Here is a 13,606-nt window from a genome sequence, read left to right as displayed (position 1 = left end):
GTTCAGAGTTCCGGCGCGGATTGCAAGGGCGCGGAGGGCAGGACGCTGGTGCCGACCGCATCCTGCGCCGCATCTTGCTCGCGGCGGGCCAGCATCTCATCCGCCAAGGCTTCGGCACGGGCCAGCGCCTCGGTCAATGCCTCGCCGGGGGTCTTGACGACCGGCTCGGGCGGGACCGGGTTCGCCGTGATCGACGAGGCCACCGATGCCGCCGCCGATCCCGCGCCCGAAAGGGTGTCCGCCAGCACCTCCGGCACGCTTCCCGCGCGGATGCTGAGGCTGGTCGACCGGACCGGAGGCCGGATCGCCGTGATCTGCGCCACATTCGCCGCCGTCACCAGTGGCGCGGCGCCCAGGCCGGTGACATCCGCGATGCTGACGCCGGGGGCCAGGAACTCGACCGTGGTGACATTCGCCTTGACCATATGGGCGAGTTCCCAAGCATCCCAATTCGTCAGCCGCACGCAGCCATGCGACTGGTTGACGAACAGGCGCGAGGGCGTCGCGGTGCCGTGGATGCCATAGGTCGGCTCGCTGAGGTCGATCCAGACATTGCCGACCGGACCGTTCGGACCGGGCGGCACGATCAGCACGCGGTCATTGTCGCCTTGCTTGAAGTTCCTCTTGGGGTTGTAGGTATAGGTCGGGTTCAGCGCGACGGCCCGGACGACATGGTTGCCATGCGGCGAGGGCGTGTCCGACGAACCGACGGTCGCCGGATAATCGGCGACCATGCGGCCCTTGGCATCATAGGCGGCGACGCGACGGGTTTCCTTGTCGATGATGATGCGCGTGACACTGGCCCGGATCGGCTTCGCGGGTTTCGTGACGCTGATCGTCGCGCCCGGCTCGAAGGCGATCCCGGGATTGAGCTTGGTCAGGAACCGCTCGTCCATGTGGAAGCGTTCGCCCAGCTTTTCGAGGATGCTGGTGAAGCCTTGCGAGCTCATCGCCGCCTTTTCGGCATAGTCCGAGGGGATCTTGTCGACCAACCCCTCGGCGTCCTGGGCGGTGATGGTATAGGTCGTGGTCAGGGCCTCGCCCGAATAGATCTGCAAAAGATCCCAGGTGGCCGCGTCCATCCGGCCTGACATCGGCAGACCGGCACGCCGCTGGAATGCCTTGATCGCACTCTCGCTCATGCCGCCGCGCCAGCCGTCGATGACGCCGGGCGAGACGCCCGAGCGGTCGAGCAGGATCTGGACCTTGGCCGTCAGCGCGGATTGGCCGGGCGGCAGATCGCCGCCGCCATAAATCGCGGATTCGATCTCGGCAGCCGAGAGCGAGGCGAGTTCCTTGCCCTTGCCGGCATGGGCATGGGTCAGCTGCGAGGATTGGTGCGCTGCCTGCGCAACCCCGGTCGCCACGCCGGCGGCGGGCAATGTCGCGACCGCGCTGGTCGATCGCGCGGGCGGGCGCGGATGCGCGCCCGGTTGCGCCGTGGCCGCCAGCGGTGAGGCAAACGCGGTGACGGCGATCAGGGAAATGCGCAGAAACGCGCCGGTTGGGGTGCTGCGGAACTGCATGCTCGGATCCGTTGGTCTTGCCTGTCGTTTCTTGTCGGTTTTGTCGACGTTTGGCGCTTTAGACGCCTCGAAGCAAGTAAAGGATTCTCAATTCGTTCTCGGGCGAAGCTACATCTGGCCCTGAAACCGGTGCGTGCGCGGGAAATAACGCCGCGAGAGCGAGACCGGCATATTGTTCAACCATTCGAGCCGTTCGAGCTGCAGGACCGGATCATTCTCGGGGAGGTTGAGTTCCTGAGCGATAAAGCTACCGTCGGCTGTTTCCACACCGATCGACATGCTGGCCCGGTTCAGGGGGACATTGCCAAGCAGCCATTCGCAGGCGCTCATCGCGGCCAGAATCGTCGAGGAAAGGCCCGGCGCGGCGAAGGTATTGGTCCAACGCTCCTCGCAGCAATAGGGCGCTCCATCGGCGAAGAACACCGCGCGGCTGAAAAGCAGCGATTCGCTGCTGCGCAGCAGCATGGCCTGGGCCACATCGGCGGGGGCGGGGGCTTCCTCGGCGTCGATCAGGCGATAGCCGTAGCTCTGCCCCGCCGCCTCCAGTTCGCGCCGCAGAAGCGAGCGGACAAGCTGCACGCGGGGATGGACCGCGACCCGCGTGCCGACCTTGCGCCGCCGCTCGACCACGCCGGTTTCGGCCAGCGCCTGCATCGCGCGGTTGACGGTGGCGCGGGCGCAGCCCAGATCCGCCGCAAGCTCGCATTCGGTCGGGATCAGCTCGCCCTCCGGCCAGGTGCCGTCCTGGATGCGTTCCAGAACGATGTCCTGCACCGCCTGCCACGTCATGCCCTTGCGGCGGGAGTTCATTGCAAGGACGGGGGAGGTGGAGGCGATTCCTCGGGATATGTGAGACATTAAGCTTTGATCCGAAAAAATAGGCATAGGGAAAGCAGCTGCCGGCCGGGTAATTGGGCCGCGTCGCCCATCTGAAGGGGCTTCCTCGGCATGGTTGGTCGGCAACGTCACGAGACACATGCGAGAGGTGTTTGAAGGAATACAACGGCTAAGGTCAAGGCGCTTCCATACCGCCGGCCGCTTCTCCGCCCCGGAGAGTTGACAATCCCAAGCCCCGGATCAAATGTCGCGCGCATTCTGCGAAAGGTATGAGCGTGTCGGAAGCAGCGGCATTTCGGGGTCACAATCCCTCCACCACCGCATGGGCGGTGCTGATCGCGATCAGCGCCTGCCACATGATCAACGATGTCATGCAATCCCTGCTTGCGGCTATCTATCCGCTTTTGCAGCAGGAATTCAGCCTGTCCTATTGGCAGATCGGTCTGATGACCTTTGCCTTCCAGGTGACGGCATCGCTTCTGCAGCCGGTCGTGGGCGCGATCACCGACAAGAAGCCGATGCCCAAATCATTGGCATTCGGCATGGGCTCGACGGTGATCGGCGTGTTGCTGCTGGCGCTCGCGCGTGAATACTGGGTGTTGCTGATCGGTGCCATGCTGATCGGGGTCGGCTCGTCGATCTTCCACCCGGAAAGCTCGCGCGTGGCGCGCATCGCCTCGGGGGGACGCTTCGGCACCGCGCAATCGCTGTTCCAGCTTGGCGGCAATTTCGGGCAGGCGATGGGACCGCTGCTGGCGGCCTTCATCGTGGTGCCGCTGGGGCGGCCCTCGATCGCGATTTTCTCGGTCGCGGCCATGGCCGGCTCGGCGATCCTGTGGCGTATCGGTGCCTGGGTCGAGGGGCGGCGCAAGGCAGCCACCGCCCGCGCCGTGCCCGAGCTTGCGCTTTCGCGCGGCCGGGTGATCACCGCCATCGTCATCCTGGCCCTGCTGACCTTCACCAAGAACATCTACACGGCCAGCCTCTCGAGCTATTACACCTTCTTCCTGATCGAGAAGTTCGGCCTGACGACCCAGCACGCGCAGGTGATGCTGTTCCTGTTCCTCGGCGGCATGGCCGCGGGGGTGATGCTGGGCGGGCTGGTCGGCGACCGGATCGGGCCGCTCAAGGTGATCTGGTTCTCGATCCTCGGGATCCTGCCCTTCACGCTGGCGCTGCCCCATGTCGGGCTGGCGGCGACGGGGGTGCTGACGGTGGTGATCGGGCTGATCCTCGCCTCGGCCTTCCCGGCCATCGTGGTTTTCGCGCAAGAGCTGGTGCCGGGCCGCACCGGGCTGATCGCGGGCATCTTCTTCGGCTTCGCCTTCGGCATGGGCGGCATTGCCGCGGCCGTCCTCGGCGTGGTCGCGGACGCGAGGGGGATCGAGTTCGTCTACAAGATCTGCTCGTTCCTGCCGCTGATGGGGCTGCTGACGATCTTCCTGCCACGGATGCATCGACGCTGAGGCCAAGAGGGAGCAGAAAGAACATGGACAAAATCACGATAAGACCGATCTCGGCCGAGGCTTTCGCACCCTTCGGCGAATTGCTTGCGCCGCGCGACAAGGCCAGCCGCATGATCAATGCCGGCCACTGCGAGCGGCATCACGCGCTGGCCGAGGTCGAGAGGCATGGCGGCGAGGCGATCATCTCGATCTTCCGGTCCGAGGCGGTGAGCCTGCCCTATGACTGCACGCTGCTTGAGCGTCATCCGCTGGGCTCGCAGGCCTTCTTTCCGCTTGGTCCCGACCCCTGGATGTCGATTGTCGCCCCGGACGAGGGCGGTAGGCCCGGCGCCCCCATCGCCTTTCTGGTGCCCGCGGGCATGGGCGTGAACCTGCATGCCGGTGTCTGGCATGGCGTGCTGACCCCCCTCGACCACGCGGCGGATTTCCTTGTGGTCGATCGCGAGGGCGAGGGCGTCAATCTGGAGGAGGTCACCATCGAACCGGTGACGGTCGAAGCGTGAGCGGGCCGGACTATTCCCACGAAGAGGCCGAGATCCTCGGCGGCGCCCGATTCGTCGCCGGTGTCGATGAGGTCGGCCGGGGACCGCTTGCCGGGCCGGTGACCGCCGCCGCCGTCATCCTCGACGTGACGCGCATCCCGAAGGGCCTGAACGATTCGAAGCGCCTGACCGCGAAGCGGCGCGAGGCGCTGGCCGAGGCGCTGGTCGACTGCTGCGACTGGGCCGTCGCCCATGCCAGCGTCGAGGAGATAGACGAACTGAACATCCTGCGCGCCTCGCATCTGGCGATGTGCCGGGCGCTTGCCGCGCTGCGCCAGCGGCCCTGCATCGCGCTGATCGACGGCAATATGCTGCCCCGCGACCTCGACATGCCCGGCCGGGCGATCATCGGCGGCGACGCGCTTTGCCTCTCGATCGCGGCGGCCTCGATCCTGGCCAAAACGTGGCGCGATCGCATCATGGTGGATTTGGCGCAACAGCACCCCGGATACGGCTGGGAGGTTAACGCAGGTTACTCGACGGCAGTTCACAGGCAAGGGCTGCTAGATCTGGGTGTGACCCCACATCATAGGCGTAGCTTCGCACCCATCCACAACATCTTGTGTAAACCCCAAACGGCAACCTCTTGATTCAAAAAAGAAATTGACGCCGAATCGCCTCTGAATCATCATCGGCCCAATCATATCGGCAGACAAATAGCCGAAATCCGAGGCAGTGATGACGAAGCTAGTAACCAAATCCCGCGCTGCGGCGCGCGCACTCCCGCTCAATCAGATCCTGGCCGGGAACTGCATCGAGGTAATGAATTCACTGCCTGAAAACAGCGTGGATCTGATCTTTGCCGACCCGCCCTATAACCTTCAGTTGAAGGGGGAATTGCATCGTCCCGACAACTCGCGCGTCGATGCGGTGGACGATGCCTGGGACCAGTTCGCGGGTTTCGCCGCCTATGACGAGTTCACCCGCGCCTGGATGGCTGCGGCGCGGCGGGTGCTGAAGCCCGATGGCGCGATCTGGGTCATCGGCAGCTATCACAACATCTTCCGCGTAGGCGCCGAGTTGCAGAACCAGGGCTTCTGGATCCTGAACGACGTGGTCTGGCGCAAGTCGAACCCGATGCCGAACTTTCGCGGCAAGCGCCTGACCAACGCGCATGAGACGATGATCTGGGCCTCGAAGAACGAAGGGTCGAAATACACCTTCAACTACGAGGCGCTGAAATCGCTGAACGAAGGCGTGCAGATGCGCTCGGACTGGGTGCTGCCGATCTGCACCGGAGGCGAGCGGCTGAAGGACAAGGACGGCGCCAAGGCCCATCCGACGCAAAAGCCTGAATCGCTGCTGCACCGCATCCTCGTCGGCTCGACGAATCCGGGCGATGTGGTCCTCGACCCGTTCTTCGGCACCGGCACGACCGGCGCGGTCGCCAAGATGTTAGGTCGCGACTTCATCGGGATCGAGCGCGAGGAAGCCTATCGCGCGGTCGCCGAGAAGCGCATCGCCCGCGTGCGCAAATTCGACAGCGAGGCCATCGCGACCGTGAAGCCCAAGCGGGCCGAACCGCGCGTGCCCTTCGGTCAGGTGGTCGAGCGCGGGATGCTGCGCCCGGGCGAGGAGCTGTTCTCGATGGACAGCCGGCACCGGGTCAAGGTCCGCGCCGATGGCAGCCTTGTCGGCAATGACGTCATGGGCTCGATCCATCAGGTCGGCGCCGCGCTCGAGGGCGCGCCCTCCTGCAATGGCTGGACCTATTGGCACTACCGGCGCGAGGGGCGGATGGTCCCGATCGACACGCTGCGCCAGCAGATCCGCGCCGAAATGGCGGCTGACAAGGGCCGCCCCAACTGATCACCCGCATTCAGGTCGCCGTGTCCCGATGATCGCGAACTCTGGCGCGACCGGGACTGACTTGCCCCGTCCGGTGAAACTCCGGGCGGGGTCTTTCTTGTGATCACAATGCGCTGCGGGGCATCGGCAACTCGCCCCGGTTATAAGCGGACCAGTCCTCGACCTCCGGGTAGAATTGCCGCCGCCATGCGCGCACGCGCGGGTTCATCCGCCGCCGCCATAGCGGCGGGACCATGGCGAGGAAGGTCATCGCCGGATAGCCCATCGGAAGCTGGGGCGCTTCCTCGTCGCCATAGGTCTGCAGCAGCGGAAAGCGCCGGTCGGGCTTGTAGTGATGGTCCGAATGGCGCTGCAGGTTGATCAGCAGCCAGTTCGTCGCGGTGTGGGAGGAGTTCCAGCTATGCCGGGGCAGCACATGCTCATACCGGCCATTGCCAAGGTATTTCCGGGTCAGGCCGTAATGCTCGACATAATTCGTCAGCTCAAGCTGCCAGATCGCGACGAAGGCTTGCCAGATGAACAGCAGCAACCCCTGCCAGCCGCCAAGGATCACCGCCAGCGCCAGCATCGCCAGTTGCAGCGCGCCGTAGCGCCAGAACGGATTGCGCCGGTCCAGTTTCGACCGACCCGCCCGCGCCAGCCGCCCGGTCTCAGCCTGCCAGGCGCTTTTCGGGCAGTCGCGCAGCACGCGCAGGAAATAGCGGAAGAAGCCCTCGTTATAGCGGGCCGAGACCGCATCGCGCGGGGTCGCGACCCAGCTGTGATGGACCAGCAGATGTTCGGTGCGGAAATGCGAATAAAGCGTCGAGGCCAGCAGCAGGTCGCCCATCCAGCGCTCGACCGGGTTCTTCTGGTGCAGCAGCTCATGCGCATAGACGATGCCGATGGTCCCCGAGGCGACGCCGATCCCGAAGAATAGGCCCAGCTTCTCCCACCCGGAAAGGCCGGAATGCGTGGCATACCAGATCCCGCCGAAGATCATCAGCGCCTGAATCGGGAACCAGATGATGGTGATGGCGCGATACCAGAAAAGCTGGGCCTCCGGCGTCTCGGTATCGGGATTTTCGTCGTTCAGCCCCAGAACCGCGTCCAGCATGGTCATCAGATACCATGCGTAAAGCGGCATCAGGGCGAACCACCAGCCGCCCAACCTCGCAGCCAGAAGGGCCAGGGGGACCATGCCCAGCGAAAGCCAGAAGGGCAGCGCGTCAACAAGGCGGGCGCGGAAGGCGTTTTGCATTAGCTCAACTATTTCTTGTGTCTGAACGGCTGGCCGAAACGACATGTTGTCGCGGGCGGGCGGTTGAGGGCTGGGCAAGCGCCCAGGCCTTGCGCATCAGGCCCGGCAGCGCCGTGGGGCTGAAGTCGCGAAGCGGCACAAGCCTGCCCCGATTGGCCGGCGCGGTCAACTCAGCCGTCATCACGGTCAGGTCAAGCGCGAAATGGGTAAAGACATGGCGGACGAGGCCAAGCTCGCGCCACTCCGCCACGGCGGGTGGCGGCAGGGCCGAGCCGTCCCAGCCGGTCGAGGGAAAGGCCAGTGTGCCGCCGAGAAGGCCGCGCTCGGGCCGCGTCTCGACCAGCACCGCATCCCCCTCGAAGCCGATCCAGACCACGCCGGCGCGCAGGGGTTTTGCCTTTTTCGGGGTCTTGCGCGGCAGCTCCGCCGCGATGCCTTGCCGGCGTGCCTCGCAGGGATCGGAAAGCGGGCAGATGCCGCAGGCCGGGCTGCGCGGCGTGCAGATCGTCGCGCCAAGATCCATCATCGCCTGTGCATGGTCGCCCGGCCGCGCTTGCGGGGTCAGGGATTCCGCAAGCTCATGGATCTGCGGCTTCGAGGCGGGGAGCGGCGTCTCGATCGCGAAAAGGCGCGAGATCACGCGCTCGACATTGCCGTCCACCACCGTCTCGGGCAGGTCGAAGGCGATGGCACTGATTGCGGCCGAGGTATAGGGGCCGATGCCCGGCAATTCGCCAAGCCCCGCCCGCGTCCGGGGGAAGCCACCTTGCGCGGCCACGGCGCGGGCGCAGGCCAGCAGGTTCCGGGCCCGCGCGTAGTAGCCAAGGCCCGCCCACTCGGCCATGACCGCAGCATCCTCGGCCGCGGCCAGATCCTCGACCCGCGGCCAGAGGCTGGTGAAGCGTTCGAAATAGGATTTCACCGCAGCCACGGTGGTCTGTTGCAGCATGACCTCGGACAGCCAGACGCGATAGGGATCGGCGCGGCCTTGCCCCGGCGGCACGCGCCACGGCAGGTCGCGGGCGTGGCGATCATACCAGCCAAGCAGCTCTGCCGATATTCCCATTAAGTCACGCAATTTTCAGATTCTCCGCTCTGGCGTCCGGGCACGGGTCGGTCCAGACTGCATCAGGATAAACCACATGGTCTCGTCATGGCCCAGAAGAAACCCGACTTTACGCCGCGCCGCCGGATGCGCGGGTTCGAGGCAGCGTCCCAGCTGGTCGCGCATCGGGTGCGTGCCGTGGGCGAGACGCGCGGCTTTGCCGTCGCGCGTCTGCTGACCAACTGGGCCGAGGTGGTCGGCCCCGAGATCGCCGCCCATGCCCGCCCTGTCAAGATCAGCCATGGCAAGGGCTTTGGCGCGACGCTGACGCTGCTGGTGCCGGGGGCGCGCGCGCCGCTGATCGCAATGCAGCTTGAGCAGATCCGCGAGCGGGTGAACGCCTGCTATGGTTTCAACGCCGTGGCGCGGATCACGCTGACCCAGACCGCGCCCACGGGTTTCGCCGATGCCTCTGGCTTTGCCGAGGAGCAAGCGGCCTTCGCCCGTCCGCGCCAGCCCGCCGCCAAGCCCGATCCGGCGCAGGCCGCCCGCGCGGAGGAGGTGGCGCAAGGCTTTGACGATCCCCAGCTTTCGGCCGCGATGCGGCAGATGGCTTTGAACATCATGTCCCGCAGGGACGCCAACGACCGAAAGGCCAATCCATGAACCCCATTCGCCGCTCTCTGATCGCCGCCGCGACGGCTGCGCTGACCATTGCCGCCGTCCAGCCGGTTCTGGCGCAGGAGGCACAGACCGCCCCGGCCGAGCAGGCACCGGAGGGCAAGATCCTTGAGGATATCGCGCTGGGTCAGGCCGATGCGCCGGTCACGGTGATCGAATATGCCAGCTTCACCTGCAGCCATTGCAAGGCCTTCCACGACGAGAACTGGCCGAAGCTGAAGGCCGAATATGTCGAGACCGGCAAGGTCAAGTTCATCCAGCGCGACGTCTATTTCGACGCGGTCGGCCTTTGGGCCGGGATCCTTGCGCGCTGCGGGGGCGATGCGAAATACTATGCCGTCTCGGACCTGATCTTCGACGACCAGCAGACCTGGCTGAACGCCAAGTCCGGCGACGAGATCGCGGCGAACCTGCGCAAGGTCGGCGCCAAGGCCGGCATGACGGACGAGCAGATGGATGCCTGCTGGGCCGACAAGCAGAAGGTCGCCGATCTGGTCGCGACCTTCCAGAAGAACGCCACCGCCGACAAGGTCGAGGGCACGCCGACCTTCATCATCAATGGCGAGACGGTCCAGAACCAGCCCTGGGATGACCTGAAGAAGATCATCGACGCCAAGGTGGCGGAAAAGCAGGGATGACGCCACTCGCCGGCCTGAAGGTCGTCGAGCTTGCACGCATTCTGGCCGGTCCATGGGCCGGCCAGATTCTTGCGGATCTGGGCGCGACCGTCACCAAGGTCGAGGCGCCGGAGGGCGACGACACCCGCCGCTGGGGACCGCCCTTCATCCAGCATGAAGGCGAGAGTTCGGCGGCCTATTTCCACGCCGCGAACCGTGGCAAACGCTCGACCATCGCGGATTTCCGCACGCCCGAGGGGCAGGCGAAGGTGCGCAAGCTGATCGCCGATGCCGATGTGGTGATCGAGAATTTCAAGGTCGGCGGGCTTGCCAAATACGGCCTCGACTACGCCTCGCTTTCGGCACTGAACCCCCGGCTGGTCTATTGCAGCGTGACGGGGTTCGGACAGGACGGGCCATATTCGCACCGGGCGGGCTATGACTACATCATCCAGGGTATGTCCGGGTTGATGAGCGTGACGGGCGAGCCTTCGGCCCAGCCGCAAAAGGTCGGCGTCGCGGTGGTGGACATCCTGACCGGGATCTATTCGGTCGTCGGCATCCTTGCCGCGCTGCACCAGCGCCGCGCGACCGGGCGCGGCCAGCATGTGGACATGGCGCTTTTCGACGTCGCGACGGCGGTGATGGCCAATCAGGCGATGAACTACCTCGCGACCGGCGCGGCGCCGCAGCGGCTGGGGAATGCGCATCCGAACCTTGTCCCCTATGCGGTCTTCGATTGCGCGGATGGCTGGATTATCATTGCGACTGGCAATGACGCGCAATATCGCAGACTCTGCACCGTGCTTGGCCTGCCCGCGCTGGCCGACGCGCCCGCCTATGCGACGAATGCCGACCGCATTGCCAATCGCGAGGCGCTGACGGGGGCGCTGTCCTCGGTCACGGTGACATGGCGGCGCGACGCGCTGCTGGCCGCGCTTGAGGCCGAGGGCGTCCCGGCCGGGCCGATCAACGACATGGCCGATGTCTTTGCCGATCCGCAGATCGTGGCGCGCGGCCTTCGGATCGAACCCGAGGGGGTGCCGGGGGTGCGGCTGCCGATCCGCTTTTCGGAGGCGGAGTTGTCCCTTGACCGCGCCTCGCCCCGGCTGGGCGAGGCGGATCAGAGCCCGAGCGCCTGAAGCCTTTCATCGAGGGGGCGGATGTCCTCGACCTCCAGCCGGACGGGCAGGGTCAGCACCTTCGGCCGGAAGCTGCGGGGCAGGCGGGCCGCGTCCTTCTCGGTCGTGACGAGCTGGGCGCCGATCAGCCGCGCCTCGGCCTCCAGCCGGGTCAACAGCGCGGGCGTGAAGGGCTGGTGATCCTCAAGCGGTTCCGCGCGCAGGATCCGCGCCCCTACGCCGCGCAGCGTGTCGAAGAATTTCTCGGGATGGCCGATCCCGGCAAAGGCGAGGACCGAAAGATCCTGCCAGTCCATGCCCGTCTGCAAGGGCGCGAGCCGGCCTTTCAGATGCGGCAGCGCCAGCCTGCCGGCCCATTCCGCCGCAAAGGCGGCCTGCGCCCCGGCCTCGCCGATCGACAGCAACAGATCGGCCCGCGCGAGGCCGCGATCGACAGGCTCGCGCAGCGGGCCGGCGGGCAGGCAGAGGCCGTTTCCGAAGCCTTTCGCGGCATCGACCACGACCAGCGACAGGTCATGGGCAAGCGACGGATCCTGAAACCCGTCATCGAGGAGGATCGCCCCCGCGCCCGCGGCGACCGCCGCGCGCGCCCCGGCAAGCCGGTCATCCGCGACCCAGACCGGGGCGAAGGCGGCCATCAGCAGCGGCTCGTCCCCGACCTCCTCGGCGCGGTGGCGCGCTTCCTCGACCCTGAGCGGCCCCTTTTCGCTGCCGCCATAGCCGCGCGAGACGATATGGACCGCGACGCCCCGCGCTTGCAGGTGCTGGGCCAGCATGATCGTGCTGGGCGTCTTGCCGGTGCCGCCCGCATTGATATTGCCGACGCAGATCACCGGGACGCCGACGCGGGCCCGCGCGCCACGGGCAAGCCTCCGGGCGGTGCCTGCGGCATAAAGCGCGCCAAGCGGTGACAGCAGCCGCGCGGCCAGACCCGGAGGCCGGAACCAGAAATCCGGGGCGCGGCGGTGGCCCTTGGTGCTCATCCCTCGGTCTCCATGGCTTCGATCACGGTATAGGCGATGCGGCGCAGCACGGCGGCACCGCCGGTGCTGACCGACCAGGCGCTCCCGGCCAGCGTGGCGGCCTGATCCGGCGCGGTCAGGTCGGCGACGGCGCGGCTCAGCGTCTCGGCATCGGTGACGAGGCGCGCGGCCCCCGCGCCGTCAAGCTGCACCCATTCCGCGGCATGAGGCCCGGAGAGCGGGCCGTGGATGATGGCCGAGCCGAGCGCCGCAGGCTCGAACGGATGGCGGGGCGGCAGGCTAGGGCCGGGGATCAGCGTCCCGCCCATGAACGAGACTGGAGCCAGCCGATACCAGAGCCCCATTTCATAGGGATCCTCGGCAATCAGCACATGGTCGTCGGCGCTCGGGTCGTCATCCTCGGACCGCAGGACGGTCGCGAGGCCAAGCGCCTCGGCCTCGGCCCTGATCTCGGGAATGGCGCTTTCGGGCATGCCGCCAAGGATCAGCAGCGCCCGGTGGTTGTGATGCAGCGCCGCCTGATGGGCGACCAGCATGGCCTTGGCCTCGGGCAGGGTGGGCGCGGCGGCAAGCCAGACATGGCGCCCGCGCAGGATCTGCGCCAATGCCGAACGCTCGGCTTCATTCGCGGAAAGGGGCGGGCGCGTCTCGGTCACCGGACCGACCAGTTCGATCCGGGCGGGATCGGCGCCAAGCTGGCGGGCAGCGGCGGCGGCGGTCAGGTCGGGGGCAAGGATATGCGAGATGCGGCGCATCAATCCGCGATTGATGGCGCTGCGCCATGTGCCGCTGCGCTCATAAGTGACAAGCCGCCCCTCTGCCATCAGGATGGGCAGCCCCGCCTCGGCCATTCCGGTGATCAGGGCCGCGGGCAGCTGATCGCCCAGCAGCAGCAATCCGGCGGGTTGCAGATGCGCAATCACCTCGTCCACGGTGGCTGGATCGCGCGGCCAGCCCAGATGGGTCCAGCGCAGGTCGGCGGGCAGGCTTTCCGCCGCAGGCTTCGCTCCGGTCAGCGCGAAGCGCAGCCTTGGCCGCCGCGCCAGCATGGTCTGGATCAGCGAAAGCAGCGGCGCGGGTTCGTCGCTGCCTTCGGTGACATGGATCATCAGAAGCGGGCCGTCGCCCGGCGGCGGGGCGACCGCGCCACCCTCGCCCCGCAGCGCCGAGCGCCGCCGCAGGTGCAGCCAAAGCGCCAGGTTCGCCGTCGTCTGTCCTGCGATGGGCATCTGCCGGGCGCCCTGTCAGCGGGTCTCAGTCGCCGAGTTCGGCGGTCGGGCTTACCTCACGCTCTTCGTCGCGCAGGCGATGCAGATGCGCGATGAAATAGCGGGTATGGGCGCTGTCCACGGTGCGCTGCGCCTCGGCTTTCCAGGCGGCGAAGGCAGAGGCATAGTCCGGGAAAATACCCACGATATGGATCTGGGTGGTGTCGCGGAATTCGGTCCGGGTGGGGTCCACAAGCTCGCCACCAAAGACGAGGTGAAGGCGCTGAGCCATCGTATTCTCCTGCTGTCGCAATTCGCCGCGAACCTATCCGAGTGGCGGGCCGGAACCAAGGGCATTCCAGCCATGCAACGTTGCGTGAGCTGGGCTTGGGGGGTGGTGCGGGCGGCGGGACTCGAACCCGCACAGGCTTGCGCCCCAGGGAGTTTAAGTCCCATGCGTCTACCATTCCGCCACGCCCGCGCCGGATTGTCGCTAGCGGGCCGGGCGGC

At 66.6% G+C, this 13,606-nt stretch carries 14 protein-coding genes and 1 tRNA gene; 7 read left to right on the top strand and 8 right to left on the bottom strand.

Annotated features, from left to right (window positions below; translation table 11 throughout):
- Positions 1-2 precede the first annotated feature (2 nt).
- Complete coding sequence (locus VNQ78_RS01410) at positions 3-1,526, bottom strand: L,D-transpeptidase (RefSeq protein WP_325685811.1); 1,524 nt, start codon at positions 1,524-1,526, stop codon at positions 3-5.
- Positions 1,527-1,634: 108 nt separating this feature from the next.
- Complete coding sequence (locus tag VNQ78_RS01405; protein WP_325685809.1) at positions 1,635-2,336, bottom strand: GntR family transcriptional regulator; 702 nt, start codon at positions 2,334-2,336, stop codon at positions 1,635-1,637.
- 296 nt (positions 2,337-2,632) lie between these two features.
- On the opposite strand from VNQ78_RS01405, the gene VNQ78_RS01400 reads away from it, so the two are divergent.
- From VNQ78_RS01400 to VNQ78_RS01385, 4 genes are all read left to right on the top strand, one after another.
- Positions 2,633-3,829, top strand: coding sequence for an MFS transporter (locus VNQ78_RS01400; protein WP_325685807.1), 1,197 nt, complete (start codon positions 2,633-2,635; stop codon positions 3,827-3,829).
- A 23-nt stretch (positions 3,830-3,852) separates the two neighbouring features.
- A complete protein-coding gene (locus VNQ78_RS01395) occupies positions 3,853-4,332 on the top strand; it encodes an ureidoglycolate lyase (protein ID WP_325685805.1) in 480 nt (159 codons plus the stop codon).
- The gene (locus tag VNQ78_RS01390) at positions 4,329-4,961 is read left to right on the top strand and encodes a ribonuclease HII (RefSeq protein WP_325685803.1); all 633 of its coding nucleotides are present in this window, start codon (positions 4,329-4,331) and stop codon (positions 4,959-4,961) included. The genes VNQ78_RS01395 and VNQ78_RS01390 overlap by 4 nt, the downstream gene beginning before the upstream one ends.
- A gap of 88 nt (positions 4,962-5,049) precedes the next feature.
- Complete coding sequence (locus VNQ78_RS01385) at positions 5,050-6,180, top strand: site-specific DNA-methyltransferase (protein ID WP_325685801.1); 1,131 nt, start codon at positions 5,050-5,052, stop codon at positions 6,178-6,180.
- A 103-nt stretch (positions 6,181-6,283) separates the two neighbouring features.
- Here VNQ78_RS01385 and VNQ78_RS01380 read toward each other — a convergent pair whose 3' ends face one another.
- Positions 6,284-7,420: an alkane 1-monooxygenase gene (locus VNQ78_RS01380; protein WP_325685799.1), complete on the bottom strand. Its 1,137-nt coding sequence runs from the start codon at positions 7,418-7,420 to the stop codon at positions 6,284-6,286.
- 4 nt (positions 7,421-7,424) lie between these two features.
- Positions 7,425-8,486 (bottom strand): A/G-specific adenine glycosylase, encoded by a 1,062-nt coding sequence (locus tag VNQ78_RS01375; RefSeq protein WP_325685797.1) that lies wholly within the window; start codon positions 8,484-8,486, stop codon positions 7,425-7,427.
- An 87-nt stretch (positions 8,487-8,573) separates the two neighbouring features.
- Here VNQ78_RS01375 and VNQ78_RS01370 point away from each other — a divergent pair, with 87 nt between their 5' ends.
- The 3 genes from VNQ78_RS01370 to VNQ78_RS01360 are packed head-to-tail and all read left to right on the top strand — an operon-like array spanning position 8,574 to position 10,905.
- A complete protein-coding gene (locus VNQ78_RS01370; RefSeq protein WP_325685795.1) occupies positions 8,574-9,131 on the top strand; it encodes a DUF721 domain-containing protein in 558 nt (185 codons plus the stop codon).
- Positions 9,128-9,784 carry a DsbA family protein gene (locus tag VNQ78_RS01365; protein ID WP_325685793.1) on the top strand — a complete coding sequence of 219 codons (657 nt, stop codon included), beginning with the start codon at positions 9,128-9,130 and terminating at the stop codon, positions 9,782-9,784. Before VNQ78_RS01370 ends, VNQ78_RS01365 begins: the two co-directional genes overlap by 4 nt.
- Positions 9,781-10,905, top strand: coding sequence for a CaiB/BaiF CoA-transferase family protein (locus VNQ78_RS01360; RefSeq protein WP_325685791.1), 1,125 nt, complete (start codon positions 9,781-9,783; stop codon positions 10,903-10,905). Before VNQ78_RS01365 ends, VNQ78_RS01360 begins: the two co-directional genes overlap by 4 nt.
- Here the strand turns inward: VNQ78_RS01360 and lpxK are convergent.
- The 4 genes from lpxK to VNQ78_RS01340 form a co-directional block, all read right to left on the bottom strand.
- Positions 10,887-11,888, bottom strand: coding sequence for a tetraacyldisaccharide 4'-kinase (gene lpxK / locus VNQ78_RS01355; RefSeq protein WP_325685789.1), 1,002 nt, complete (start codon positions 11,886-11,888; stop codon positions 10,887-10,889). The genes VNQ78_RS01360 and lpxK overlap by 19 nt on opposite strands.
- On the bottom strand, positions 11,885-13,117 hold the full coding sequence (locus VNQ78_RS01350) for a 3-deoxy-D-manno-octulosonic acid transferase (protein WP_325685787.1): 1,233 nt from the start codon (positions 13,115-13,117) through the stop codon (positions 11,885-11,887). Before VNQ78_RS01350 ends, lpxK begins: the two co-directional genes overlap by 4 nt.
- 25 nt (positions 13,118-13,142) lie before the next feature.
- On the bottom strand, positions 13,143-13,388 hold the full coding sequence (locus tag VNQ78_RS01345; protein WP_325685785.1) for a DUF4170 domain-containing protein: 246 nt from the start codon (positions 13,386-13,388) through the stop codon (positions 13,143-13,145).
- A gap of 103 nt (positions 13,389-13,491) precedes the next feature.
- Positions 13,492-13,577, bottom strand: a tRNA-Leu gene (locus VNQ78_RS01340).
- Positions 13,578-13,606: the final 29 nt, after the last annotated feature.

It is taken from the genome of Paracoccus sp. (in: a-proteobacteria), assembly GCF_035556475.1.
In the GTDB taxonomy this organism is placed as follows: Bacteria; Pseudomonadota; Alphaproteobacteria; order Rhodobacterales; family Rhodobacteraceae; genus Paracoccus.
This window is presented reverse-complemented; position numbering and strand designations above follow the sequence as displayed.